This window comes from Roseateles sp. GW821-FHT09H11 (genome assembly GCF_059415845.1).
Map to the genome: position 1 here is coordinate 1,061,951 of NZ_JBWKOA010000001.1, position 26,862 is coordinate 1,088,812.

Sequence of the window (26,862 nt, forward strand, 5' to 3'; positions counted from 1 at the left end):
TGCAAAAGATGAGGCAAGGAGCACCGCCCCATGTCGCATCCACTGGTCGACTACAGCCCCGAGACCGAGGCTCAGGAAGGCACCTCGCCAGGTCCGCTGGCCGCCGTCGCGCAGCGCACGCCGGCCTCGGCCGGCGTGTTCAACGAAGGCCAGGTGCTGGAGCTCGCCGCGCAGCTGCTGGAGGCGCGCACCGCGCCCGCGCTGGCCGCTTCGCTGAACCATCTGATCGCCCGCACCTCCCGCCAGCTCGGCACGTCCGTCGATCCCGCCGCGGCGCGTGCGTTGCAAGGCGCGCTGCTCCAGAGCGCCGCCCGCGTCCTCCCCTGCACCGGCTGCCCGCGCGGCAACCAGCCCCTCGCCGCCGCGACGCGCGCCGCGGGCCTCGAACTCGAGGGCCTCAGCCCCGAGGACAAGGAGTTCGAGCTCGCGCGCAACTTCGTGCGCCTGTCCGCCGACGCCGTGCGCCATCTCGTCACCGCCCCTGCCCGCCTGTCCGCGCCCTTCGCGCCCTCACCGCAGCGGGCGGCCCGGGACGCCTTCGCACTGGCCGCGCGCCATCACGCCCCCGGCCTCCTTTCCTCACCCCACCGCAACCAGGAGCCCACCATGCACGACATCGACCGCACCCAGATGGAGTACGAGAACGAGCAGTTCGAATTCGGAGAGAACGAGTGGTCGACGGAATCCGGCGCCTTCAGCGAGGCCGAAGAACTCGAGCTCGCCGGCGAGTTGCTGTCCGTGGCCAACGAAGGTGAGCTCGACCGCTTCCTCGGCGACCTCGTCAGCCGCGCAACCAAGGCCGTCGGCTCCTTCGCGCGCTCCCCCATCGGGCAGGCCGTCGGCGGCGTGCTCAAGGGCGTGGCCAAGAAGGCCCTGCCCATGGCCGGCACCGCCATCGGCACCTACTTCGGCGGGCCGCTCGGCGCCAAGATCGGCAGCGGGCTGGCCAACGCCGCCAGCAATGCGCTCGGACTCGAAGCCGAGATGGCCGGCGAGGACCGCGAGTTCGAAGGCGCCAAGCAGTTCGTGCGTCTGGCCGCGCAGACCGCCGCGCAGGCCGCCTCCGCGCCGCCCAACGCGGACCCGCGCGCGGTCGCGCAGCAGGCCGCCGTCGCCGCCGCGAAGCAGCACGCGCCGGGCCTGCTCACCGGCGGTGCGTCCGCCGCGTCCGCCGCATCCGCCCCGCCGACCGCCGCACGCCCGGGCGCCGCCACCAGCGGCCGCTGGGTGCGCCGCGGCCATCGCATCGTCATCTTCGGCGCGTGAACCACCATGGCCATCGGCACCTATCCCGCGTGGTTCCTGATGCAGGAATCGCGTGCGCTGCTGACGCGCCTGGCGCGGGTCAAGCCCTTCGCGCTGGTCGAGCCGATGGTGCCCGCGGCCAACCTGCTGCCGGCCGCGCAGAGCGCGATTGAAGGCCACCTGATCGCCGGCCGGCGCGAGCTGCGCCGCCTGGTCCACGGCTTCATGGGCTGGCTCGACAGCGGCGCCGCGCAACGCGCCAGCGCCGCCGAGGCGCAACGCCGCTTCGCCTACCTGCGGCTCAAGTTCAACGCCGTGCTGACGCAGTTCGACCTCTTCAGCGACGTCGTCACGCAGCGCAGCGAAAGCGAGAGCGGCGTCTGGCTGTCCGGGCTGGACGTGCTGTCGGCCGATGCGCTCGCGCTGCGCGGCCGCTACTACCGCGCGCCGCCGGTGATCTGCTACCTCGACCGCGGCCCCGGCGCGGCCATCCGCCGCGCGCGCACCCGGCTGCCCGGCGGCGGCACCAGCCCCGTGGCCGTGATCCGCGTGCCGCGCGAACGCATGATCGGCAGCGGCATCGCCTCGTCGCTCGTGCACGAGGTCGGTCATCAGGCGGCGGCGCTGCTCGGGCTGGTCGATTCGCTGCGGCCGGTGCTGCGCGGGCTGCAGCAAGGCGCCGGCGACGGCGCGGTGGCCTGGGGCCTGTACGAACGCTGGATCAGCGAGATCGTGGCCGACTTCTGGTCCGTCGCGCGCATCGGCGTGGCCGCGCCGACCGGGCTGATGGCCGTGGTCAGCCTGCCGCGCGCCTTCGTCTTCCGCATCAACGTCGACGACCCGCACCCCGTCCCCTGGCTGCGCGTGAAGCTCAGCTGCGCGATGGGCGACGCGCTCTACCCGCATCCGCAGTGGGCGCGGTTGGCCGCGATGTGGGAAGCCTTCTATCCGACCCGCGGCCTGGACGCCGAGTCGCTGCGCCTGCTGGATCGCCTGCAGGCGCTGATGCCGGCCTTCGTCAGCGTGCTCGTGCAGCACCGCCCCGCGGCGCTGCGCGGCCGCACGCTGGCCCAGGTGCTGGACGTGGCCGAACGGCGTCCGGCGCGGCTCTCGGCGCTGTTCCGGCTCTGGACCCGGGTGCCGGCGCTGATGTACCGGGCGCCGCCGTCGCTCGTCTTCGCGGTCATCGGCCAGGCGCGCTGCGACGGCCGGCTCAGTCCCGAGGACGAATCGCTGCTGCTGGGCAAGCTGCTCACGCACTGGGCCCTGGCCAGCACGCTGGACACCACGCAAGCCTGCGCCGCGGCGCAGGGCCGCAGCTTCACTGTCACCGAAGGAGAACCCTCATGAGCAAGCACCATCACGACCACGATACCGATCGCCGGTCCTCGATCGAGGTCCGGGTGCGCGACAGCGGCGGCGCGCACCGTCCGATCGCCCAGGCCCAGGTCGGCCTGTTCCACACCACCGGGCTCGCCGCCGGGTCCCACCCGGCCGACGAGCAGGTGCTGCTGCTCAAGCGCAGCGACGGCGACGGCCACCTGTGCTTCGACGACGTCGCACCGGGCGAGTACGTGCTCGGCTTCCTGCACCACCCGCGGACCTACTCGGCCCGCTTCACCGTCGGCGACGGCGGCACCCGCACGCAAGACCTGGAACCGGAGTTCTGCGCCCAGCTGGAAGCGCGCTGGATGACGCGCGACTGCGAGACGCTGGACTGCCGCCCGCCCCAGGTCGGCGACTACCTGAAGGCCACGGTCAACCACACCGTCAATCCGCAGCTGCACATCGTGCCGCCGCACGGTTCGACCGAGCTGTCGCACGACGGCAGCTTCACCAGTTTCTCCACCCCCGTGTCGCGCGCCGGCCGCGTCGACTTCGTCTACGAGCTGCGCTCCCCGGCGCTGGGCGCCGCCGCGGGGCAGCCGCCGGCCGTGCTGACGCTGGCCCACTCCGGGCACGCCGGGTCGGTGCCGACGCAGCCGGTCTCCGGTCAGCTCGGCATCGCCCTCAGCCGCACCGGGACCGAGCCGACCGACGACATGGCGCTGTGGCTGGCCATCCGCAACGGCACCGATGCGCTGGGCTTCAACCACTACCTGCGCTTCATGGACGTGCTGTTCGGCGGCCGGCGGCACGGTCCGCGCCACGGCGACCGCCACAACGACCGTAACGGCGACCGCGACGGCGACCGCGGCGGCTTCGGCCACGGCGGAGGAAGCGGCAACGCCGGACGCGGCTTCGAAGCCGAGAAGGAGGCGTTCGAGAAGCTCTCGCTGAAGCGCTTCCTGCCCTTCAACGACAGCGACTCGTACCGGGTGCTGAAGGCCGCGACCGAGGCCTTCGTGATGGTCAACTGCGGCGTGCTGCAAGGCGGCGAACACGACCGGGCCTTCCGCCCGCGCCACGACAACGCCTACCTGGACCGGCGCGACCTGCCGGCCTTCGACGACGCGCGCGGCAGCTTCGACGACTACCTCGAACAGCCCGGGGGCCTGCTGCCCTACCTGGCGCTGGTGGCGCGCAAGCTGCCCGACATCCCGATCATCGAGGGCAACCCCGACGGCGCGAACCTGGCCGTCGGCTTCGTGCACGACAAGCTGGCCAACCCCTGCCTGATCGAGCTGATCTGGTCGTACTGGCATGAGGAAGCGATGCTCGTGCAGACGATGAACGCGGTGACGCGGCGCTTCCAGAACCGCGGCTCGCCGACCACGCCCGACCCGCTCGCCAACCTCGAGATCGATCCGCTGCGGCCGCTCAACAGCCTGCTGTGGGGCTACACGCAGGACGAGCAGCACCGGCTCACCGTGAACCGCCGCAACGCCGAGTACGCCCACCAGTACGGCCTGACGCTGCGCGGCAAGGCGGTGAAGGACTTCCGGATCGCCGACTCGCGCTCGCAGTTCCTCGAGGGCTTCCACCACCTGCTGCGGCTGCTGACGGCGTTCTACAAGCAGGACGACGACACCACGGTCAAGGCCGACGCCTTCCCGGTGCTGAACGCGCTCAAGGAGGTGCACCTGGTGATGTCGCAGGGCGCGCACAACAACTTCGGCGAGCTGGCGACCACCGCGCGCATCGAGATGCTGATGCAGCAATGGCTGCTCGGGCGGCCCGAGTTCCGCGAGTTCCTGCCCAGCCGCATCATGGTGGCCTACCCCGAGCCATGGATGGACCGCGTCGATGCGATGAAGAAGCTGCAGGGCTGGACCGACACCAGCGTCGTGCACTTCCGCAACCTGGCGATCTTCGGCGAGCAGGTGATGCTGGCGATCCGCGTCGGCAACTGGAGCGAGGTCTTCGAGCCGACCCCGGCCTTCAACTTCGCCCGCTACTGGCGGCCGCAGATCCAGGGCTACATCCATGCCTACCGGGCGGCCACCGGCATCGACCTGAGCAGCGAGACCGCCGATCCGAGCGCCGACGCGATGCTGCCCTCGCTGCTGATGCAGCGTCGGCTGGCCCAGCAGCAGCGCAACGCCTGACGGAGTCGCGGTCATGCTGGACTTCACATCGTCCCTGTACCTGGGGCTGCGCCACGCGGAAGGCAGCGCCCGGCGCTGGCCGGCCCTGAGCCTGGGCCGGCCCGCGGCGCTGCAGGCGCCGCCGGGCGCCGAGGCGGTGGCGCGCGAGCTGGCGGCGCTGCAGGGCTGCGAGGCGGCCACGCTGCTGCCGTCGACGCTGCACCTGTTCTGGGACCTGTTCGGCCTGCTGGCAAGACCTGGCACCGTGATCTGCGTGGAGGACGGCACCTACGCCATCGCGCGCTGGGGCATCGAGCGCGCCGCCGCACGCGGTGCGACGGTGCACGGTTTCGCGGCGTCGGATGCGGACGGCCTTGAACGCCTCGCCGCCGGCGCCGCCCGGGCCATCCAGACCGCCGGGTCCGCGGGGACCGACGGCGCGGGTCCGCGCCTGCTCATCGTCTGCGACGGCTTCCGTCCGGGCCGCGAGCAGCAGTCGCCGATCGCCCGCTACGCCGCGACGGCCGCGCGCCACGGCGGCTGCCTGGTGCTCGACGACACGCAGGCGCTCGGCGTGCTCGGGCCGGCGGGCGGGGGCTCGGTGCGCCGGCACGGCCTCGAGGGCGCGCCGGTGATCGTCGGCGCATCGCTCGCCAAAGGCTTCGGCGTGCCGATGGCGGTGCTCTCCGGCAGCAGCGCGACGCTGCGCTGGTTCGAAACCCGCAGCGAGACGCGCGTCCACACCAGCCCGCCGACGTTGGCGGTGATCGAGGCGGCACGCCACGCGCTGGCGCTGAACGGCCGCTTCGGCGACGCGCTGCGCGCGCGGCTGATGCAGCGCGTACGGCAGTTCCGCGACCGGCTCGCCGCGCTGCGCTTGCGTTGCGTGGGCGGCGACTTCCCGGTGCAGTCGCTCGCGCCGCTGCCCGGCGTCGACATGCCGGCGCTGCACGCCGCGCTGCTGCAGCGGCAAGTCCGCACCGTCCTGCACGCCGCAGGCGTGGCGGCGCCGTCGCATCCGCTGTCTCATCCTGCGTCGCATCCTGCGTCGCATCCGGCGTCGCACACGCAGTGGCGTCCGCAGTCGCGTTGGCCGTCGCCATCGCGATCGCAGGCGCAGGCACGGCTGAGTTTCGTGATCACCGCGGCGCACACCGCGGCCTGCATCGAGCGCGCCGTGCAGGCGCTGATGCAGGCCCTGGCGGCGTTGCGGCGGCCCTTCCACCCCTTCCTTGCGGAGGCTCCATGAATCCCACGACATCCTTCGAGTTGCTGTCCACCGGCAACGAATTCGAGACCGCGTCCGAGGAGTTCGAGCGCGGTTACCGGGGCGGCCGCTCCGGCGGCTCGCGCTACGGTGGCTCGCAGCGCCGCTCTCCGTCGTCGCAACGGCGATCGCCACAACGATCCCCGCAGCGTTCACCGCAACGGCCGCCATCGCATGCGTCGCGGCCCTCGCGCTCGTCGCCCTGGGGGCGCTATGGCGGCCCCGCCTGGGATCCCACGCCGTGGCCGGCCTGGGGCGGCCCCGGATCGCGCTACCAGCGCTGCATGCAGCAATGCCTGGCGTCGCCCTATGCGCCACCCGATGTGCCGCCGTACGCGCCACCTGAACCCGCCCCTGCTGCTGCCGCCGACCCCGGTCCCGCGGCAGCGCCCGATGCCCCCAGCGAGGAGATGACCATGCATCCGATCCGTTGCAATTGCCCCCGATGCGGGGGCGCCCAGGAGACCTTCGAGTTCGCCGCGGAAGGTGAAGGTGAATTCGAGGGGGCGTACGAAGGCGAAGGCGAGTACGAGGGTCAATACGAAGGGCAATACGAGGGCCAGTACGAAGGCCCTTACGAGGGCCCCCACGAGAGCCAGTTCGAAGGCGCGTACGAATACGAGGGCGAGTACGAAGGCGAATACGAAGGCCAGGGCGAATACGGACGCGGTAGCGGCTCGCCGTTCAGCGAGGCCGAGGAGATCGCCCTCGCCGCCGAGCTGCTGTCGGTGTCCAGCGAGGCCGAGCTCGAGCAGTTCCTCGGCAAGCTGTGGAAGGGGGTCAAGAAGGTCGCCGGCACGGTCGGCAAGATCGCCAAGCCCTTCTCGGGCGTGTTGAAGGCGGTGGCCAAGAAGGCGCTGCCCTTCGTCGGCGGCGCGCTCGGGTCGATGATCCCGATCCCGGGGGTCGGCACCGCGCTGGGCACGGCGCTGGGCAGCGCGGTGAGCTCGGCGCTGGAGATGGAGTTCGAAGGCCTGGAGCTGGAGGACCGCGAGTTCGAGATGGCGCGCCGCTTCGTGCGCATCGCCGGCACGGCCGCACAGCAGGCCACCGACGGCACGGCGCCGGCGGAGTTCGAAGCCGCCGTGGCGGCCGCCGCGCAGCAGCACCTGCCGCACTTCAGCGGCCGCGCGTTGCCGGGCCGGTCCGGCGCATCGGGCGGTTCGGGCACGCGCAACGGCGGCCGCTGGACGCGTCGCGGCTCGACGCTGGTGCTGCACGGCGTCTGATCAGCCATCCACCGGGAGACGCACATGGACACGCGTGAATTCGAGATCGTCGGCGAATGGGGCCTGGGCGACGTGATCGGCGGCATCGGCAGCCGCATCGGACAGGTCGCGGGCCAGATCGCCGGCACGCTGGCGGGTGCGGCGGGCGCCGCGAGCGCGGCCGGCGCCGGCATCATCGACCTGACCGACAAGGCCGACAAGAGCAACCGCCACGGCATGCGCCCGGCCGCGCAGGTGAAGGCGCTGGTGCTGCATCAGATGGCTTGCTGCCGCAACCGCAAGAACGCGCTGACGGACTACCTGAAGATCGGCTCGCACTTCGCGATCATGGCCGACGGCCGCATCCTGCAGCTGCATCCGGAGCTCGCGATGGTCTGGGCCAGCAACGGCTTCAACCACGGCAGCGTGGCGGTGGAGTTCGCGGGCAACTTTCCCAACACCAAGGGCAAGTGGTGGCAGGGCGACAAGTACGGCCGCGACCAGGTCACGCCGGCGCAGCTGGAAGCCGGCCGCCGGCTGGTGCGCTACCTGGTGGCGAAGATCGGCTTGAAGACGATCCTGGCGCATCGCCAGAGCAGTGCCTCGCGCGAGAACGACCCCGGTCCCGACATCTGGTACCACGTCGGGCAATGGGCCGTCGACACGCTGAAGCTCAGCGACGGCGGGTCGGGCTTCAAGGTCGGCGACGGCAACGCGATCCCCGACCTGTGGCGCACCTGGGGCCGCAGCGCGCCGGTGAAGGAGGCCGAGTTCGGCGGCGTCGGCGCCGGTGAGTTCGGCGCGTACGAGAGCGAACAGGAAGGCGAACAGCAAGCCGAACAGGAAAGCGCCTTCGGCCCGCTGAACGCGCGGCTGAGCTGGCTGCCGAAGTCCTACTCGCGGGCGCAGATCGTGCGGGCCGGCAGCTCGTTCACGGGCTTCGGCGGCGTGTACATCGCGTTCGAGCCTGCCGCGGCCGGCGGGGCCGACGCGAAGCCGAAGATCCTGAAGGTCGGCATGAGCGACACCTTCGCGCGGCGTATGGGCGATCCGGCGCACATCGCGCTGAACCGCGCCCACCCGAAGCTGCAGTACTACCTGGCCAAGGTGCACGGCCACCGCGGCTCGCACGGCGTGGCCGGCGTGGTGCGCATGGTCGAGCTCGCGCTGGCGCGGCTGCTGCGCCGCTCCGACGACCTCACGGATGCGCAGTTGCCCTTCAAGCCGTCGATGACCCGCGGTCCCGTGAAGATCGTCAACGTGCTGCCGCCGCAGCTGCAGGCCGCGATGACACGGGCCCTGCGCAAGACACCGATCGATCCGAAACCCTTCGACCCGATGCCGCCGGGTCAGCTGGTGCTGCCGCGCGGCGTGCGCTGGGAGTTCGAGCAGATCGGCCCGGCTTGACGACGAGCATCCCCATGATCATCGACTGCCACTGCCACGCCGGCCCCGGCGACGGCTTCACCGGCCCGTGGGACAGCGGCGCGCCGCTGCGCGACTACGCCCGGCGCGCCGCGCAGGCCGGCATCGGGCGCACGGTGATCTTCGCGGCCTTCCACTCCGACTACGGGCGGGCGAATGCCGAGGTCGCGCGCATCGTGGCCGCGCAGTCGGAGCGCTGGATCGGTTTCGTCTTCGTGCACGCGGCGCGCGATCGCGGCCGCATCGGCGAGCTGGTGCGCATCGGTGTCGAGGACCACGGCTTCGTCGGCATCAAGCTGCACCGCCACGATGCCAACATCTCGCGCGAGGTCTGCGAGGCGGCGCGCGAGCACGCGCTGCCGGTGCTCTACGACGTGGTCGGCGAGGTGGCGCAGGCGGAGCTGCTCGCGCAGGAGTTCCCGGATGTCGATTTCATCGTGCCGCACCTGGGCAGCTTCTCCGACGACTGGCGCGCGCAGCGCGCGCTGATCGATCCGTTGGTCCGCCGCGCCAACATCCACGCCGACACCTCCGGCGTGCGCCGCTTCGACCTGCTGGCCGAGGCCGTGCGGCGCGCCGGCGCGCACAAGCTGCTGTTCGGCAGCGACGGCCCGTGGCTGCATCCCGGCGTCGAGCTGGCCAAGGTGCGCGCGCTGGGCCTGTCCGCGTCCGACGAGGCGCTGGTCACCGGCGGCAATCTGCTGCGCCTGACCGCGCGGGCGCGGCGGCGCGCCGCGTTCACACCAGCGCCCGCTGACTGGCGCGCCGGATCTGCAAGGCACGGTCGGTGACGCCGAGCCGCGTCGCCGCGCGCTGCAGATTGCCCTCTTCGCACTCCAGCGCCATCTCCACCGCCAGTTCGGTGGCGCGCTGGCTGATGTCCTTCATGCCGATGCCCAGTTGCACCGCCGAGCGGATGGCCGACCGGAAGCTGTTGTCCGGCCACAGCGGCGGCGCGCCCGGCACCGTGTGGTCTTCCGGCGGAATGTCGCCGACGGTGATCGCCCCGCGGCCGCAATGGCGTTGGCAGATGCGCGTGACCAGTTGGCGCAGGTCGCGCACGTTGCCGGGGTAGTCGCGCGCGATCAGGAACTCGCGCACCGCCGGGTCGATGGTGAGCTCGGGCTGCGACGGGAGCAGCTCGCGCATGAAATGCAGCGCCAGCGGCAGCACGTCGTCCTTGCGCTCGCGCAGCGGCAGCGTGCGGCACCGCCAGCCGGCGATGCGGTAGTAGAAGTCGGCGCGGAAGCTGCCCTCGGCGATGCCGCGCTCCAGGTCGCGGTGGGTGGCCGAGACCAGGCGCAGATCGCTGTGCTGCCAGGTGTTGCTGCCCACGCGCTTGTACTGGCGCTCCTGCACCGCGCGCAGCAGCCGGGCCTGCAACTCGCACGGCAGCTCGCCGACCTCATCGAGGAACAGCGTGCCCTTGTGCGCCAGCGCGAAGGCGCCCTCGCGTGATCCGACCGCGCCGGTGAAGGCGCCGCGCTCATGGCCGAAGAACTCGCTGCCGGACAGCTCGGGCGACAAGGTCGTGCAGTCGACGACGACGAACTCGCCCTTGTCGGGACGCGGGTCGAGGTCGTGGATCAGCCGGGCGATCAACTCCTTGCCGGTGCCGCTCTCGCCGGTGATCAGCACCGACGACGAGGTGGAGACCGTCGCCTCGATCACGCTGCGCATCGAGCGCCGCCACGCCGGGCTGGTGCCGACCAGGCAGGACGCGACCGCCGGCGAATCGACCAGGGCGTCGACACGCAGCCACTGCTGCAGCCGCGCGCTGATCTCGTCGGCCGTCGCGGGCAGCTCGGGCCACTGCAGCACATCGCGCGCGCCGGCATGGACGAGGTGCCACTGCACCGCGCTCGACAGCGCCTCGGCGCCGACGCAGATCGCCAGCACCAGGGCGCTGTCGCCATGTCGTCGCAGCAAGGTGAGGACCTCGTCGTCGCACGCGCCGAAGACGACCAGGCCCAGCGCCGCGCCGTCCTCCGGCGCTGAAGCGCTCACGGCGATGCCCGCGCGCGTGAGCAGCGAGACGCAGCGCTCATGCAGACCGGCGTCGCACGACCCGGTAAAGGCGATCCAGGCCGATGGCGCCAATTGCTCCCCCCAAAGGAATGTCTTGTCCGATTCGTAACCGGCGACCTTCCCATTCCCGTCCGAGAGGCCTGAACCGCGATCACGTCCGAGTCAGTCTAGGTTCTGTCGTCGTGCGCGACATCCCTAACCTCGCGATGCAACGAGATGCTTCCTTACCCCGCCCTGAACCGGCCCTCAACCGGCCCTCACCCGCCCCTTCCCATCGCGCTTCCCCCGCAGCATCTCGTGGTCCGCGCGCTCGATGAGCTCGTGCGCGCCGACGGTGTCGTCCGGCGAGAACACCGCGACCCCCGCGGTGACGCCCACCGCCACCTTCGCCCCGGACGACAACACGATCGGCTCGCCGATCGCGTCGATGACGCGCGCCAGCACCGTGCGCCATTCCCCGTCCTCGATGCAGGTCAGGACCAGGACGAACTCGTCGCCGCCCAGCCGCGCGACCGTGTCCAGCGGGCGGATGCCCGCCGTCAGGCGCGCCGCCACCGTCTGCAGCAACTGGTCGCCCGCGTCGTGCCCCTGCGCGTCGTTGACCGCCTTGAAGCCATCCAGGTCCAGGTAGCAGACCGCCACCTGCTGGCGCTCGCGCCGCGCCAGCGCCAGGGCCTGCTCGATCCGGTCGTACAGCAGCACGCGGTTGGGCAGCTGCGTCAGCGCGTCGTGGAAGGCCGCGTGCGCCAGGTCCTCGTGCGCCGCCTTCATCGCGGTGATGTCGACCGCCATCGCGAAGATCTCCGTGTCCGACAAGGGCACCGCGCCGAAGTCCACCCACACCGCCTCGCCGGTCTTGCTCCGCATCCGGATCTGCGAGCGGTAGTAGCCGTGCTCGGCCAAGGCCGCGTAGACCTGCCGACCCACCTCCTCGAACTGCGCGTCGTCCCAATAGAACACCCGCGCCGACACGCCCTGCAGCTCACCGGGCCCGTAACCGAGCAGCCGCTCCAGCGCGCGGTTGCGCCAGCTGATCGTGCGGCGCGAGATCCTGGCCATGCCGACCAGGTCGCTCTCGAGCATCGCCGCCTGCTCGCGCAACAGCCGCCGCTGCTGCGTGACGTCGCGGCCCGAGGAGAACACCATCAGTTCCCCGCCGATCTCGGTGACGCTCAGCTGCAGTTCCACGTCGATCACCTCGCCGTCGTCGCGCCGGTGCTGCACGTCGACGCGCTGCCGGTCCCCGGCCTTGACTCCGGCGAGCCAGCGCGTGATCGCGGCCTCGTCCTGGTTGGCATCCCAGCTCGAGATGTGCCGCCCCAGCAGCGACGCACGCGTCGACTTCAGCATCTCCGCGAAGGCGTCGCTGAACTCCACCAGCCGTCCCTGCCGGTTGACGATGTGGATGCCGTCGGCCGAGACGCGCATCAGCGCCTGGATCCGCTTGCCCTGATCGGCCAGCGCCTGCATCGCGCCATCCTGCCGCCGCGTCACGCGATGGACCTGCCACGCCGCCAGCGCCACCAGCAGCCAGGCCAGCACCGCCAGCGAGGCCACCGTCCAGGCCTGCTGGCGCCAGGGCTTGAAGAAGCGCTCGTTGTTCACCCCGGCGTAGACGACGAAGGGCCAGTCGTCCAGCGCGCGGTACGCGCTGGTGCGGTTCTGCCCGTCGATCGTCACCGTCGACACGAAGGTCCCCTGGCGCGGCTGCGCGGCCTGCATCTCGCGCAGCTTGTCGGAGACCTGCGTCTCGCCGATCCCGCCCTGCGCCGGGCTGCCCGGCGCCATGCGCGCGACCAGGCGCAGGTCGTCGCGGCGCAGCGTCATCGCGTCGAGCGGCGCGAGGTCGTAGCGTTCGAAGAGATGCCGGAAATGATCGACGCCCACGGTCACGTAAAGGAAGCCCGCGAACCGGTTGCGCACCACCAGCGGCCGTCCGAAGCCGATCACCCAGTTGCCGGACACCCGCGAGACCAGCGGCCCGGTGACCTGCGTCAGCGGCTTCGAGAGGTCGCGGGCCTTGATGAAGAAGTCGCGATCGGAGATCCACGCCGGCGCGTCGGCCGGCAGGCGCGTGCCCCAGCGCACCTGCCCGGACGCGTCGGCGGCGCGCAGGGCCTCGATGCCGAAGAGCAGGCCGAAGCGCGCGTGGAGCACCTCGTTCAGCACCGCGTCGGAGGCGCCGCCCGGCGCTTCGAGCAGCCGTTCCATCTCGCCGGCGGTCGCGCGCAGCACCGCGTCGACGCGGCCCATCTCGGCCGCGACGTTGAGTTGCGCCACGGCGGCCAGGCCCTCGGAGACATCGCGCGCCTGCGCCGCATACGCGCGATGGGACGTGACCAGCACATGCGCCACGAGCGCGCCCAGCACCAGCGCGACGGTGAGGTTGGCGCCGATCAGCCAGGCCGTCATGCGGCGCCGGCGGCGCACGGCGCCATCGACGAGGTGTTGCGGATCGGAAAGCGGCATGCCCTGAATGGTGCCTCAGCGGGACGTCGTCCAACAGCCGCACCGGTCCCCCGGGCCCTGTGTTTTCCCGAGTCCCCACATTCGGGGATGACCGCCTGGCCCTTCCGTCCTAGCCTTCCGGTTTCGACAGAAGAAGCACAGAGGGGGGATGGCCATGGACACGAGCACGACGGGCGCCGGCAGCGGCGGCGGTGGCGGCCTCGACCTCCGCAAGCGCAACCTCGTGCTGTTCTGCGACGGCACGAACAACACGCTGACCGGTGGGATCGAGGACACCAACGTCCTCAAGCTGTTCGGCTACCTGCGCAGCCGGCGGCCGGCCATCGACTCGCTGCTGTACTACGACCCCGGCGTCGGCTCGCCCGACTCGGCACCGCCCACCGGGCTCATCGACCTGATCAAGCGCCGCTGGGCGCGCATCGCCGGGCTGGCCTCGGGCCAGGGCGTCTACGACAACATCGGCGAGGGCTACCGCTTCCTGATGCGCCACTTCGACGAGCGCATCGACGACCGCATCTTCTGCTTCGGTTTCTCGCGGGGTGCGTTCACGGCGCGCGCGATCGTCGGCATGGTCAACCTCTTCGGCATCCTGCGCCCCGAGCACGAGGAGCTGATCCCGACGCTGGTCCGGATCTATTTCTCGCAGCCGCCGATCGAGGAGCAGGCCGAGGGCCGCAAGAACTGGCGGCGCTCGCTGGCGCGCTTCGTCCACCGCGGGTTCGCCAGACCGGGCCAGGAAGGCGCGCGCGGCGCCCAGGGCGGCGAGGAGGCGACCGCGGCCACGCGCAACCGGCTCGCGGAGCAGGTCCGGCGCAACTTCGCGCGGCCCGCGGACGTCTTCTGGGTCGGCGTCTGGGACACCGTCGAATCGGTCGGCCTGCCGCCCTTCGGCTCGCGCGACAACCCGGCCACGGCGACCTTCGCGGACAAGCGGCACATGCTCAACGTCCGCCACGCGCTGGCCTTCGACGAGCACCGCTGGCCCTTCCTGCCGCGGGTCTACGACTCGCCGAGCCGCGTCGACGTGCCCGGGGTCGACCGCTTCAATCGCCCGATCGTGCGCACGCTGCGCCAGCTCTGGTTCCCGGGCGTGCATTGCGACGTCGGCGGCAGCTATCCGGCGCAATCGGCGGAGAGCCGCCGCTATCCCCACGGCCGCACCGGCCTGCCCGATGCGTCGATGGTGTGGATGGTCAACGAGGCGGCGGCGGAGCTGGGCGTCCCGCCGCTGTCCAGCCTGCCCGCCGGCAGCGATGCCTTCGGCATGCCGCTGCCCGAGTCCTTCGTCGGCACGCTGCCGCTGCGCCACGACGCGCTCCACGACACGCCGTTCTGGGCGCTCGCCGGCATGACGGTGCGGCGCATGACGACGGAGGTCGTCCGCATCCCCAAGGGCAGGCAGAAGATCCCGGTCGACGTGGCGCCCGAGTCACCGCCCGCGCCGTTCCAGGGCCCCAGCGTCTGGGACGAGCGGCGGTCGCTGCCGTGGCTGCTGTTCGCGGTCCTCGCGGGCGCGGCCTTCCTGCTGCTCTCCGGCTGGAACCTGCAGCAGCTGCCCTTCCTGCAGTCGAGGCTGCCGGCGCCGGGCGGCTGGTGGGAGTGCCTGATGCGCAGCGCCGTGGCGCCGTGGGAGTTCGCTCGCCACCAGGCGGGCTTCCTGGTCCACGTCGTGGTGCACGGCTGGCCCGATCACCTCGACTGGATCCGCCAGAACCGCGCGGGCATCTTCTGGGGCCTCGCGGGGGACCTGCTCTTCCTGCTGGCGGCGGCCTACCTGCTGTCGCGGCTCGCGTCGCGCGTGTTCACGTGGATGGCGGGATGGCGCCACCCGGGCGAGTCGCGGTCACGGCTGCTGCTGGCCATCGGCTGGCTGCCGGCGCTGGCCTTCGGCGCCGACGCGCTGGAAGACCTGTCGACGCTGGCCGCGGTCGCGATCGACACCCTCGGCATGCCCCGCCTTGCCGGCGTGGCGCTGCTGGCGATGAGCGCCTGCTCGCTGGTGAAGCTCCTCGCGTGGGGCCTCGGCATCGCCGTCTTCGGCGTGGGCCGCGTGCTGCTGGCGGTGCTGCCGGTCAAGACGGTCGGCAAGGTGGGACGCAAGACCTGACCCTGCGCGGACCTCGTTCGAGGCAGGCGCCGAGGCCTCAAAGGCCTTCCATCGCCTTCTCCTGCGCCTGGTCCTTCAGCGTGCCGCCCTTGGGCTTGAGCAGGTCTCGGGCGTTGGGGATGCCGGAACCGGCCGACGCGGGTGCCGGCGGCGCCTTGAAGGCCGGCATGACGGTGATCGTGCCGCCCTTGACCTGCTGCTCGGTGCTGCCCGCCGGGCAGGCATCGTTGGTGTAGAGCACGCTGCCGTTGACCAGGCAGCGGCGCGCGCGGCCGGGGACCGGATTCGTCCGCAGGTCATCCGCCGTGACGGGCGGGCTCTCGGCGAAGGGGTTCTTGGGAATCTCGACCTTGTCTGCCTGGCGCTCGACCTGCCGCGCGGCATCGCGCAGGAACGGGATCTCGTCGCGCTTCTTCCAGCCGACGACACCCAGGATGGCGACAACGATGATGAGCAGCACGGCTCGCATGACTTCTTCTCCCTGATCGGCCGGCCATGTGTTTCGAAATGATGCGGCGCGGCGGGTGCGAATGATAGCGACGGCCTGTCACCTCGGCGCAACCTTGCGCAACGAACATGACACGCATCACGACCTCCATCGCTGTCATGTCCTTCACCTCGACGCCGTCCTTCCGCCGTTCCATCGCTTGCTCCCTCGCCGCGACCCGCGGCCTCGTGCCGCTGCTGGTGGCGACCGCAGCGCTGGTCGCCTGCGGCGGCAGCGACGACGACGCCGGCGAGCCCATCAACGGCAACAACAACATCACCGTCTCCAGCCTGCGCCTGATCGGCCAGCAGGTGCTGCCGCGCCGGATGGACTACGCGGGCACGGTCGTCGGCGGGCTGTCCGGCGTCGACTACGACCCCAAGACCGACACCTACGTGCTGATCAGCGACGACCGCACGACGACGGACTCCGCCGGCGCGCCCCGCCTCTACACCGCCAAGCTGAGCTTCGACGCGAACACCTTCAGCGCGGCGAGCTTCACCGGCGTGGTGACGATGAAGCAGCCGGACGGCAGCGTCTATCCCAAGGTGCCGGACGCGAAGGTCGCGGATCCGGAGTCGGTCCGCGTGGATCCGGTCACCGGCAACTGGGTCTGGCTCAGCGAGGGCGACCGCACGCTGACGAGTACGCCGCCGCGCGTGATCAACCCCTTCATCCGCGAGATCTCGCCGCAGGGCGGCCACGTGCGCGAGTACACCCTGCCGGCGATGTTCCAGATGAGCGCGCAGGAGACCGGCCCGCGCGGCAACCTGGTCTTCGAGGGCCTGAGCTTCTCGCCCGACGCCCAGTCGGCCTGGGTGCTGATGGAAGGCGCGCTGATCCAGGACGGCGCCACACCGACGCCGGCGGCGGGCAGCGCGTCGCGCCTGACGCGCTTCGATCGCGCGAGCGGCGTGGCCAACGCGCAGTACGTCTATCCGATCGAGAAGGTGCAGGCCACGCCGGTGCCGGCCGACCAGTTCACGGTCAACGGTCCGACGGAGATCCTGGCGCTGTCGGCGACGCGTTTCCTGGTGCTGGAGCGCAGCTTCTCGGTCGGCGTGATCGGCAACCAGGTGCGGCTCTACGAGATCGACACCGCCAACGCGACCAACGTGCTGACGGCCACCTCGCTGACCGGCGCGACGCCGGTGAGCAAGAAGCTGGTGCTGGACTTCGAGACGCTGAAGACACAGCTCGGCGGCATCGCCAACCTCGAAGGCATGACCTTCGGGCCGAAGCTGCCCAACGGCAAGCGCAGCCTGGTCGTCGTCGCCGACGACAACTTCCCGACGGCGGACTCGCTGACGGACCGCAACCAGATGCTGGTCTTCGAAGTCCAGCCTTGAGGTCAGGGGCGCGTTACGGCGGCCGCCCGTAACGCGCCTTTCGCCTTCAGCCAGAGGGCGGCAGCCTCTATGGTCCGGGTTGAACGCCGCGCATCTCGCGCGGACCGATTCCAACGATTCCAACGAGGCTTCATCGATGCATGGGATTCCACGCGCCGCGGCGCGACTGACGGCACAACTGACGGCGCTCGCCGCGTCCGGTCTCGCGCTCTTCTCCGCGCAGGCAACGACTGACCCCGTGCGTGACCCCGTGCATGATGCCGCGGCGATCCGCGCGGCCGTCGACGCGGCGGTCCGCCCGATGATGGCGAAGAACGACATCCCCGGCATGGCCGTCGGCGTGACGGTCGGCGGACGGTCCTTCGTCTTCAACTACGGCGTCGCGTCGAAGCAGTCCGGCCAGCCGGTCGACGACAGGACGCTGTTCGAGGTCGGCTCCGTCAGCAAGACCTTCAACGCGACGCTGGGCGCGAAGGCGCTGGTGGCAGGCAAGCTCCAGCTGTCGGACCACCCCAGCCGTTTCCTGCCCGCGCTGAAGGGCCATCCGATCGACCGCGCGACGCTGCTGAACCTCGTCACCTACACGGCCGGCGGCCTCACGCTGCAGGTGCCCGACGCGGTGACCGACGAGGCGTCGATGCTGCGCTACCTCCAGCAGTGGAAGCCCGACTTCGCGCCGGGGGAGAAGCGTCGCTATTCGAATCCGAGCATCGGCCTGTTCGGCCGCGCTGCGGCCGCGGCGCTGGGACGCGATTACGCCGATGCGGTCGAAGCGGACCTGCTGCCCAAGCTCGGCCTGCGAGAGACCTACTTGCGGGTGCCGACGGCGGCCATGGCGAACTACGCCACGGGCTACGACAAGGTCGAGCACCAGGGAGCGACCCAGGACATGGCCGTTCGGGTCTCGCCGGGCGTTCGACGCGGAGTCCTACGGCATCAAGACGACGGCGGCGGATCTGGTGCGATTCATGCAGGTCAACATCGATCCCGGCGGCCTTGACGCGACGACTCGCCAGGCGGTCGAGGCCACCCACGTCGGTCACTTCCAGGTCGACGGCATGACGCAGGGCCTGGGCTGGGAGCAGTACCCGTGGCCGGTGTCGCTGGCGCAGCTCCAGGCGGGCAACACGCTGGGGCGCGTGACCACGGCGGTCAAGGCGCTGGACCACACGCCGGCGGGACCGCGGCTGTTCAACAAGACCGGCTCGACGCGCGGCTTCGGCGCCTACGTCGTATTCGTGCCGACGCAACGCATCGGCGTCGTGCTGCTGGGCAACCGGAGCTGGCCGATCCCGGAGCGCGTGGACGCGGCCTACGCGATCCTCGGCAAGCTCCAGGCGAGCACCACCCGCTGAAGCGACCCGGCTGGACAGCTTCAGCGTGAGAACTTCAGCGTGAGAACTTCAGCGTGATCGCTTCAGCGCAAGCGCTTCGGCAAGATGAACTCAGCGCGCGGGCGAAGGCGCCGAGGCGCCCTTCCCCGCGGCGCGCACGGTCGCGAGCTCGCGCGTGAGCCAGGTCTTGCTCTCGACCGGCGCCGCGCCGCCACAGCGCACGAGATAGGGCTTGCCGCTCATGCTGCTCTTGGACGCACCGAGGTCGATGAACTGCTCCGCGGTCTTCACGAGGTTCTTGTCCTCGAGGTAGCTCAGCTTGCGCTCGAGGTGGGTCTTCGCCTCGGCGGCGGAGTGCCAGTCCCCGTTGCGGTTGAACTGGCAGGACGACGCGGTCAGCTTGTCGAGCAGCGCGGCGACTTCGGCTTTCGCGGCCGGGGGCAGCGGGTCGGCCTTGACGAAGGCGGGTGCGAAGGTCGCGGTCAACGCAGTGGCGAGCAGCATCGTGATCACAGGGGCGCGCATGGCAAGGTCGTCGTGGCAACGGAAAGCGCGATGTTGCCATGGCGGCTGATGAGGCACACTTCGCTGCCATCGCCCGGCCCTCGCGTCCGGCCCGCCGCCATTCGATCTCCGCATGACCCGCCCTGTCTCCCCTCCGCCGGACCGCCCCCCCGCGGTCGGATTCCGGGAAGCCTTCCGCTTCTGGCTGAAGCTGGGATTCATCAGCTTCGGCGGTCCCGCCGGGCAGATCGCGATCATGCATGCCGAGCTCGTCGAACGGCGCCGCTGGATCAGCGAGGGGCGTTTCCTGCATGCCCTCAACTACTGCATGCTGCTGCCCGGTCCGGAGGCCCAGCAACTGGCCACCTACATCGGCTGGCTGATGCACCGGACCTGGGGCGGGCTGGTCGCCGGCGGGCTCTTCGTCCTGCCGTCGCTGCTGATCCTGGTCGCGCTGTCGTGGGTCTATGCCGCCTTCGGCACCCAGCCGGTGATCGCCGGGCTGTTCTACGGCATCAAGCCCGCCGTGACGGCGATCGTGCTGCATGCGGCGCATCGCATCGGCGGGCGCGTGCTCAGGAACGGCTGGCTGTGGGCCATCGCGGTCGCGGCCTTCGTCGCGATCTTCGCCTTCGACACCCCTTTCCCATTGATCGTGCTGACGGCCGGCGTCGTCGGTGCCGTCGGCGCGCGCCTGGCGCCGGCGGCGTTCTCCGGCGCCGGGCCCCACGCGGCCCGGAGCGGCTATGGCCCCGCGCTCATCGACGACGACACGCCCACGCCCCCGCATGCGCGCTTCACGCGGCGTCGGCTGCTGGGCGTGCTCGGCGTCGGTCTCGGCTTGTGGGCCGTCGCGATGGGCGGACTGGTGCTGCTGTACGGCGTCGACGGCGTGCTGACGCGGATGGGCGGCTTTTTCACGAAGGCCGCGCTGATGACCTTCGGCGGCGCCTACGCCGTGCTGCCCTACGTGGTCCAGGGCGCCGTCGACCAGCATCACTGGCTCAGCGGGCCTCAGATGATCGACGGGCTGGCGCTCGGTGAGACCACGCCCGGCCCACTGATCATGGTGGTGGCCTTCGTCGGTTTCATGGGCGGCTGGAACACGCATCCCTTCGGGCCCGAGGCGCCCTTCCTCGCCGGCGCCATCGCGGCCGCCGTGGTCACCTTCTTCACCTTCCTGCCGTCCTTCGTCCTCGTGCTCGCCGGCGGACCGCTGATCGAGTCGACGCACGGCAACCTGCGCCTGAGCGCGCCGCTCACCGCCATCACCGCGGCCGTCGTCGGCGTGATCGTCAATCTCGCCTGCTTCTTCGCCGGGCACGTGTTCTGGCCGGACGGCCTGCATGGCCGCTTCGACCTCGTGGCCGCACTGATCGCCGCCGGCGCGGCGTTCGCGCTGTTCCGCCTCAAGTGGGGCGTGCTCCCCCTGCTCGGCGCCTGCGCGGCGATCGGGCTGGCGTGGTCGATGGCCATGGGCGCTTGAGGTGTCGCAGGCCCTGCCCCCGCTCCTCGAAGACGCGCTGCGGCGGACGGCCCGGCGGTATCGCGCGCCCGCGCTGCCGGCGACCTTGCAAGACGCTCGCGCCGCGGGCGCGGCGACCGCGCTCGCCGTCGCGATCGAACACGCACGGACGGCACTCGCGAGCGGGGAGGCACCCGAAGACGCCGTGCAGACGCTGTTCCTCAACGCGCTCGCCGACCTGATCGGCGAGGCGATGCGTCCGCTCAAGACGCATGGCGACGACATCGCGGAAAGCGGCGGCGACCCCGCCTTCCAGGCCATGGTGTTGCGCCACCGCTCGGCGGTGGTCCGCGAGTACGCCTCGCTCAGCGCGCATGCCGAGCGCGATCGTCGCGCGGTCCGCGCCGCGGTCAACGCCCTCGCCCACCCCGCGAAGACGCAGCGCCGATCGCCGGGACCGGCGCGCGAGGCGCTCCTGGCGCTTCACGCCGCGGGCGAAGCGGGCGACTGGGCGCGTGTGTCCGACGTCATCGCGCCGTTGCGCGACCTGCCCGAGGTTCGCGCCGAGCCGCTGCTCCTTCGCGGCCTCGAGCGCCTCGCCGACGACAGTGCGATGAAGCATCTCCGGCGCCTCGACGCGCTGTCCTCGGATGCACTCGTGGCGCGTTATCGCGCGCTGTGGGACCGGCAAGGACCGGTCGCCGGTAGCGAGCAGGCGGCCGCCAGCGGCGCAGGCGCGCAGCAGCGCGGCGACGCGGTGGAGGCGCTGGCCACCGAGGCGCTCGACGCGCTCGTCAGCCGCATGAATGCTGAAGGCGGCAGCGGTGTCGGCACGGGCCACGGCGATGTTGGTATCAGTGCCGGTGTTGGTATCAGTGCCGGTGTTGGTGGCACGCGATACCGGGTCGCGACTTCGCTGCGGGTGCCGCCCTCCTTCCCCGGCGATGCGCAACGCGCGAAGAGCGAATGGGACGTGGCACTGCTGCGGCGCCATGAGACCGCGGAGCCTGGCGGCGAGGACTGGGACCTTTGCCTGCTCATCGAAGCCAAGGCCTCCCCGGATGCCGCGACGACGGACCTGCCCCGTCTGCTGCGCGGCTTGCGCCTGCTGGCGCGGGCCGACATCGGCACAACCTACGGGTTCGCCTCGAACGACGGCGACGTGCGCCTGCGCGGCGCCTCGCTGAGCACGCTGCCCACCGAGCAGGGCCATCTCGCGCGCGCCGTGCTCTATTGCTGCGACGGTCCGGAGGAGCGCGCGCCGCGGCTGCTCAACGCGGCGAGCCGCATGCAACTGCTCTCCGCGGAGGCCAGCCTGGACGTCGCCATGCGGCTGGAGGACGGCTCGCCGGTCACCCCTTCCCTGCTGCGCCCGGTCTGGCGACTGCTGCTCGAAGCGCCCGCCTTCACCTCGGTCCTGCACCAGTACGCGACGCTGCGCGTCGTGCGCGAGTTGATGGTCCATCCGCTTGACCTGCTGACTGCGGTGACGGCCTGAGAGCGATCGATCGGCAGCGACCGGTCATTTCATTTCGGGCCGACTGGACGAAGGCGAAGGCGAAGGCGGCTCCGAATCCGGCTCCGCATTTGCTGCCGCGCTGTTCTCGGACGGCCCGCGCATGTCGACCTCTTCCGATTCGCCAGGCATGCGGATCCCGTCGAGCAGGCGCGCGAAGACCTCCACCTCTTCCGGACGCGGCGGCCATCCGGTGCCGAACAGCAGTTCGTGCTTCGCGATGAAGCGCTCCGCGTCATCGATCAGTCGCACGTCGTCGTACTGGGAAAACGTCGAGAAGTCGCCTGGCCGGCTGTGACCCAGATCCGACCGGAATCGCGACAGCCAGTCTGCGCCGAAGGCTTCGTGCAGCGCGCCCAGCGCCACGAGCTGCTGCGCGGCGATCCGTCGATTCGGCTCTGCGCTCGGCGGGTTCGCCGCCGAGGCCGCGTCGTCGCCCTTCGTGGCGAAACGGCGCAGCCGCGCCTTGAGGTCATCGAGCAACGTGCGATCGCGCGCTTCCCCTTGCTGCAGCATCTCGAAGTAGCGCAGCTTGTTGCCGAAGCGCTTGACCGCGCGCGGGGTGTGGGCGGACTCGCGGACCAGCTCGGTCCAGACCTTGAGCGCGTCGCGGAAGTCCTTGGAATCGGTGGCCTCGCGATGGCGCCGGCTCGCGGCGCGCAGGAGCAGCAGTCCCGCCAATGCGGCGCCGACGACCAGCACGCCGGCCACGATCCATTCATCCGCATGACTGTCCGCGCCGGCTTGCACGAGCACCCGCGTCGCCGACTGCGCGGGGGATCGCCCCCAGGCCAGCGTCGGATCGGATGCGCCAAGGCCCGGTGTCGGTACCCAGCGCGGCGCGCTCGCGGCGCTCGCGACAGCGGCGGCTTCCGGCGCGGACGCGGCCGTCAACACAGGCCCCGTTGCCAGGTCTTGCGCTTGCGCCTTCAACGGAAGCTGCGGACGCAGCAGGACGCCCACGCTCACGCCGCCTGCGATCGCTCCCGCGAGCGCCAACCACATCGCGTGGCGACGGAGCCCCTGCATCGCCTCGCGCCGCCACGACGACGAGGCGGCCATCGCCGGATCGTCGGTCAGCAGCCGCCACGCCTCGTATGACTGCGCGGTCGGCACCTTGATCTCCAGGTTGATCAGCTTCTGCAGGTAGTTGGCCGCGTAGGCGCGGCGCTGTTCGCGCGCGGCCTGCTCGGGATTGGCGTTGGCATCGGACGCGGACGCGCTCGCCAACTCCTTCGCGATGCGCTCGAACGCGATCGCCAGCGCCGCCTGCACCTTGTCGGTCGCCATGCCGAAGAGCACGAAGCACTGCCCCGACGAGGTCAGGAAGTTCACCGCTTCCATGATCTCGAGCACGGCCTCGGGCCGGCAGCGGTCGAGATCGTCGATAACGACGACCACGCGCTCGGGCAAGGCGCGCGAGACCTCGCCGAACTGCTCGGCGAATCGCGTGCGGAAGCTGTTCTGCTCGGCGGCGAGCTTGGGTTTCATCCCTTGAAGCCCGCCGGCCAGCAGCGCGGCGGGATCCGCGCCGAAGGCCGTCAGCGCCTTGCGCAACGCGGCCAGCGTGGTGCCCGCGACCGTCAACAGCGCGAGCCATTCCGCCCAGGGCAAGGGCGGTGCACTCGGCGTCGTGCTCGAAGCGGCATCCGACGCCGGTCCCGCCGCCGTCCTTGTCGGCGCGGCGGCGGTCTTCGCGGGCTCCTGCCCTGCCAGCGAGCCCAGCACCTGGTCGACGCGCCGCAGCATCTGAGCCTCCGCTGCGGGATCGTTCATCCCCGCGTGCAAGGTCAGGATCAACGCCGCCGCCGCGCACAGCAGCACCGTGAACGCCCAGTGCTTGCGCGAGCGCAGCCACAACAGGCGCAGCCGGAAGCCGATGCCATCGAGGCTGAGCCAGGGCGGCAGCGCCTGCTTGCTCAGCGCGCCCAGCAGCGCGGCGAAGAGGTGATCCTCCTTCTGGTGGTGCCAGGCGTTGAACCAGATCGGACGCGAGCCATGCTTGCGCAGGTCCGCGCACACGAGGCCCATCAGCGAGCTCTTGCCCGAACCCCAGTCGCCGGTGACGGCGAGCGTCAGCGGCGGCTCGGTCGCCGGGTTGCGCAGGAAGCGGGAGATGCCCGCGGCGAGCGGCTCGAAGTTGAGCCGGTCCTGCTTCGGGTCGGTCAGCGCCGCGTCGGTGGCCGGCGTGTCGGCCATGCCGGCCACCACCTGGCGCGCCTGCGTGAACGACCGCCAGGCGCGAAGGAACATCGGCACCGACAGGAGCAAGGCGAGCCAGTACCAAGGCGCCGGGTAGCGCGCATAGACGCGCGGATCAGTCCAGGTCTTGCCGCCGTCGATCGTGGTCAACAGCAGACCGCCGTCACCGACAGCCCAGCCGCGGCCGCTGTCCGGCTCGACGTAGCCGCCGAGGGTTTCCCGAGGCACTGGCATTGGCGGAGACAGCGGCAGGCGAGCGCGCAGCATCAGCGCGCTCGCCTCCGGCGTCAGCTCGCCCGGCGCCCATCGCGCGCCGCCGTCTGTCGTCTGGAACACGCGACCGCTGTCCTGCGCCGTCACCCAGGCCTTCATGCCGTCGCCGCTCACTTGCAGCAGTCCAAGGTCGCTCGAAGTGCCCGACGTTTGTTGACGCCACGTGGCACCGCGATCCTCGCTTCTCAGCACGATGCCATCGGCGCCCACAGCCCAACCGCGGTGGCCATCGTCCGAGAACCCGACGCTCTTGAGCGAGCCCATGGCCTGTCTTGTCGTCGGGGACCAGGATCTCCCGCCGTCGCGAGACAAGACCAAGTAGCCGTCATCGCCCAACACCCAGGCATTCCGTCCGTCAGCGCTGAATCGGACCGACATCAAACGCCTGTACGAGGCTTTCGGCTCTTTCCGCCAAGTCAGACCTCCGTCTGCAGTAGTCGCGAGCCAGTGGAAGCCTCCTATCGCGACGCCCCTGCGACCGTCCGGGCTGAAGGCCCAGTCCGACGGGAGCACCGGCCCGCCAGATGCTGGTGGTGTCCAGGTCTTACGCTCGACCTCCCACCAGGAGACGCGGCCTTGCTCACTCAGCAAGCCGGCGCGCTTCCCATCGGGGGTCAACATGGCATGCGTCCACATGTCGCCTGCGGGCAAGGCGACTAGCGCATCGACTACACGCCAGGTATGCCCGCCGTTCTCCGACGTGAAAACACCCCCACTCCACCCTATTGCCAGCCCCGCGCGCCCGGCGTCGTCGAAGTGCAGATCTCTGATGCCGAACCTCGGCAGCCCTGGCATGCCTTTCCAGCCCAGCCCGCCGTCTTCGGTGAGGCTCGCCACGTATTCCCTGCCCGCAATCCATCCGCGGCGTGAGTCCGACGCCAGCTGAATGGTGGTGAGATATCGATCCGTGTCGGTGCGCAACTTGGCCCAATGCGCGCCGCCATCGTTAGACGCGATAAGCGTGCCGGCCTCGCCGGCGGCCCACAGATGTTGACCATCGGCGTTGGCATAGACCACGGCCAGTTGCCGAGTGGTCCCAGTGGCTTGAGGTTGCCAGGTCGCGCCGCCGTTGATGGATGCGACCATCGCGCCACCGCATCCGACTACCCACAGGCGCTCCCCACCTGCATCGACCGCCATCGAGTTGAAACAGCCATTGACCGCGGGTAGCCGGAGGAACGCGTTGCGCTCCACGGGTAAGCGCCACCAGTCCCACAGCCCGTGTTCGGTGCGGGTTGAGGGGAGCATCGACGTCACCGGCCCGGGCGGCTGCAACAGCGCCCCGACGGTGGCCGCGGCGCACCAGACCAGTCCCATCACCAACAAGATGCGGCCACCGCGTCGATGCGTCGCAGGCGAGCCGGTAGAAGGAGCGTCCATGGCGGGGAACGAGTGGGCCACGCCGTTCGTATATCCCGCGCCTGTGGCCGGTGCATCATCAATCTGTATGACGCCGGGGACGCCGCACAATCCACGCGTTCCGATGCCGAGAAAGCCTCCGACATGCGCCTCGCCGTGCCCCGTCCCCGCCTCGCGCGGCCCTTCCCTGCAGCGCTCACTGCTGCGCTCATGGCCATGGCGTCGATGAGCGCCGCGGCTTCGACGGCAGAGGCCGCTGCGGCCGTATCCGCGCCAAGCGCCGACACGCTGCCGATCGTGGGCCGCGAAGGCGTGACGGCCACCATGTGGTTCCAGACCGCCGTCGAGCGGCGGGCCGCGACGCTCGCGGTCTATCGCGCCGCGACCGCCCGCCTCCCCGCCGCGCGCAAGGCCACCCACGAGACCGCGTCGCTCGAACAGGCCGCGCAAGGCGGCTTCGCCCGCAAGCCGCCGGCGATCGTGCTGGACGTCGACGAGACGGTGGTCGACAACTCGCCGTACGAGGCGTGGCGCATCCAGGCGGGCAAGCCCTACGACAGCGCCTCGTGGGCCGCCTGGGTCGCTTCCGCGCAGGCCACCGCGATCCCGGGGGCGCCCGCGTTCATCGCCCGTGCGCGCGCCCTCGGCTTCCGCGTCGTCTTCGTCACCAACCGGACCTGCCCCGCCAACGGGCCTTACGGACCCGATGGCCTTCACGCCGCGTGCCCACAGAAGGCGCAGACGCTCGCGAATCTGGAACGGGTGCTGGGCCGCCCCGTCGCTCCCGGCGACCTGATGCTGCGCGGCGACCGCGCGGACTGGGCCGAATCCGACAAGAGCGCCAGACGCCTGGCGGTGGCGCGCACGCATCGCATCGCCATGCTCGTCGGCGACGACCTCAACGACTTCGTGCCCCGCGCGAAGTACGTCGAGCAGGACCACGCGAAACGCTGGGGCCTGACCTGGGTGCCGATCCCCAATCCGACTTACGGATCCTGGGGCGATTCCCTGACGCTGCCTCAACGCTACGACGCGCTGAAGCCCTGGCGCGGACCCGGCACCGTCGAACCAGCCGTCCCGGCGTCCGGAGCGTCCGCCGCTCAGTAATCGATCAACGCAAGGCCACCGGACGTGGCCCCTCTTGGGCCTAAGCGCTT

The 26,862-nt window shown here is 71.0% G+C and carries 18 protein-coding genes and 1 pseudogene; 14 read left to right on the top strand and 5 right to left on the bottom strand.

The features are described from left to right. Positions 1-30: 30 nt before the first annotated feature. From AC07PR_RS04330 to AC07PR_RS04360, 7 genes are read left to right on the top strand one after another with little or no spacing between them, the layout of a single operon-like run. The gene (locus AC07PR_RS04330; protein ID WP_495134529.1) at positions 31-1,266 is read left to right on the top strand and encodes a hypothetical protein; all 1,236 of its coding nucleotides are present in this window, start codon (positions 31-33) and stop codon (positions 1,264-1,266) included. A gap of 6 nt (positions 1,267-1,272) precedes the next feature. Further along, positions 1,273-2,595 carry a hypothetical protein gene (locus tag AC07PR_RS04335; protein ID WP_377155425.1) on the top strand — a complete coding sequence of 441 codons (1,323 nt, stop codon included), beginning with the start codon at positions 1,273-1,275 and terminating at the stop codon, positions 2,593-2,595. Continuing rightward, entirely contained in the window at positions 2,592-4,733 is a 2,142-nt protein-coding gene (locus tag AC07PR_RS04340) for a carboxypeptidase-like regulatory domain-containing protein (RefSeq protein WP_495134530.1), read from the top strand. The genes AC07PR_RS04335 and AC07PR_RS04340 overlap by 4 nt, the downstream gene beginning before the upstream one ends. Before the next feature lie 13 nt (positions 4,734-4,746). After that, complete coding sequence (locus tag AC07PR_RS04345; RefSeq protein WP_495134531.1) at positions 4,747-5,961, top strand: aminotransferase class I/II-fold pyridoxal phosphate-dependent enzyme; 1,215 nt, start codon at positions 4,747-4,749, stop codon at positions 5,959-5,961. Next, the gene (locus AC07PR_RS04350) at positions 5,958-7,208 is read left to right on the top strand and encodes a hypothetical protein (RefSeq protein WP_495134532.1); all 1,251 of its coding nucleotides are present in this window, start codon (positions 5,958-5,960) and stop codon (positions 7,206-7,208) included. The genes AC07PR_RS04345 and AC07PR_RS04350 overlap by 4 nt, the downstream gene beginning before the upstream one ends. Positions 7,209-7,232: 24 nt before the next feature. Next, complete coding sequence (locus AC07PR_RS04355) at positions 7,233-8,594, top strand: peptidoglycan recognition protein family protein (RefSeq protein ID WP_495134533.1); 1,362 nt, start codon at positions 7,233-7,235, stop codon at positions 8,592-8,594. A gap of 14 nt (positions 8,595-8,608) precedes the next feature. Continuing rightward, complete coding sequence (locus tag AC07PR_RS04360) at positions 8,609-9,403, top strand: amidohydrolase family protein (protein WP_495134534.1); 795 nt, start codon at positions 8,609-8,611, stop codon at positions 9,401-9,403. On the opposite strand, the gene AC07PR_RS04365 is transcribed toward AC07PR_RS04360, so the two are convergent. After that, positions 9,351-10,712, bottom strand: a complete 1,362-nt coding sequence (locus AC07PR_RS04365) for a sigma 54-interacting transcriptional regulator (RefSeq protein ID WP_495134535.1) — start codon at positions 10,710-10,712, stop codon at positions 9,351-9,353. The genes AC07PR_RS04360 and AC07PR_RS04365 overlap by 53 nt on opposite strands. Before the next feature lie 174 nt (positions 10,713-10,886). Further along, positions 10,887-13,109, bottom strand: coding sequence for a bifunctional diguanylate cyclase/phosphodiesterase (locus tag AC07PR_RS04370; RefSeq protein ID WP_495134536.1), 2,223 nt, complete (start codon positions 13,107-13,109; stop codon positions 10,887-10,889). A gap of 148 nt (positions 13,110-13,257) precedes the next feature. Here AC07PR_RS04370 and AC07PR_RS04375 point away from each other — a divergent pair, with 148 nt between their 5' ends. Then, positions 13,258-15,216 carry a T6SS phospholipase effector Tle1-like catalytic domain-containing protein gene (locus tag AC07PR_RS04375; RefSeq protein ID WP_495134537.1) on the top strand — a complete coding sequence of 653 codons (1,959 nt, stop codon included), beginning with the start codon at positions 13,258-13,260 and terminating at the stop codon, positions 15,214-15,216. 37 nt (positions 15,217-15,253) lie between these two features. Here the strand turns inward: AC07PR_RS04375 and AC07PR_RS04380 are convergent, their stop codons facing one another. After that, a complete protein-coding gene (locus tag AC07PR_RS04380) occupies positions 15,254-15,685 on the bottom strand; it encodes a hypothetical protein (protein ID WP_495134538.1) in 432 nt (143 codons plus the stop codon). A 137-nt stretch (positions 15,686-15,822) separates the two neighbouring features. Between AC07PR_RS04380 and AC07PR_RS04385 the strand changes: the two genes are divergently transcribed. The 3 genes and pseudogenes from AC07PR_RS04385 (at position 15,823) to AC07PR_RS04395 (ending at position 18,407) form a co-directional block, all read left to right on the top strand. Continuing rightward, positions 15,823-17,052, top strand: coding sequence for an esterase-like activity of phytase family protein (locus AC07PR_RS04385; RefSeq protein ID WP_495134539.1), 1,230 nt, complete (start codon positions 15,823-15,825; stop codon positions 17,050-17,052). A 328-nt stretch (positions 17,053-17,380) separates the two neighbouring features. Further along, positions 17,381-17,824: pseudogene (locus AC07PR_RS04390) on the top strand (serine hydrolase); the annotation flags it as partial. Continuing rightward, positions 17,814-18,407, top strand: a complete 594-nt coding sequence (locus AC07PR_RS04395) for a serine hydrolase (protein WP_495134540.1) — start codon at positions 17,814-17,816, stop codon at positions 18,405-18,407. The pseudogene AC07PR_RS04390 and the gene AC07PR_RS04395, both read left to right, overlap by 11 nt. A 90-nt stretch (positions 18,408-18,497) precedes the next feature. Here the strand turns inward: AC07PR_RS04395 and AC07PR_RS04400 are convergent, their stop codons facing one another. Continuing rightward, positions 18,498-18,911: a YfeK family protein gene (locus AC07PR_RS04400; protein WP_495134541.1), complete on the bottom strand. Its 414-nt coding sequence runs from the start codon at positions 18,909-18,911 to the stop codon at positions 18,498-18,500. Between the two features lie 112 nt (positions 18,912-19,023). Here AC07PR_RS04400 and chrA point away from each other — a divergent pair, with 112 nt between their 5' ends. Both chrA and AC07PR_RS04410 read left to right on the top strand, forming a co-directional pair. After that, a complete protein-coding gene (gene chrA / locus AC07PR_RS04405) occupies positions 19,024-20,376 on the top strand; it encodes a chromate efflux transporter (protein WP_495134542.1) in 1,353 nt (450 codons plus the stop codon). Positions 20,377-20,461: 85 nt separating this feature from the next. Continuing rightward, positions 20,462-21,853, top strand: a complete 1,392-nt coding sequence (locus AC07PR_RS04410; protein WP_495134543.1) for a 3-deoxy-D-arabino-heptulosonate 7-phosphate synthase — start codon at positions 20,462-20,464, stop codon at positions 21,851-21,853. 24 nt (positions 21,854-21,877) lie between these two features. Here AC07PR_RS04410 and AC07PR_RS04415 read toward each other — a convergent pair whose 3' ends face one another. Next, complete coding sequence (locus tag AC07PR_RS04415) at positions 21,878-26,125, bottom strand: P-loop NTPase fold protein (RefSeq protein ID WP_495134544.1); 4,248 nt, start codon at positions 26,123-26,125, stop codon at positions 21,878-21,880. Here AC07PR_RS04415 and AC07PR_RS04420 point away from each other — a divergent pair. Beyond that, positions 26,030-26,812 carry a 5'-nucleotidase, lipoprotein e(P4) family gene (locus AC07PR_RS04420; RefSeq protein WP_495134545.1) on the top strand — a complete coding sequence of 261 codons (783 nt, stop codon included), beginning with the start codon at positions 26,030-26,032 and terminating at the stop codon, positions 26,810-26,812. The two genes, AC07PR_RS04415 and AC07PR_RS04420, sit on opposite strands and share 96 nt — an antisense overlap. The last annotated feature ends 50 nt before the right edge of the window (positions 26,813-26,862 follow it).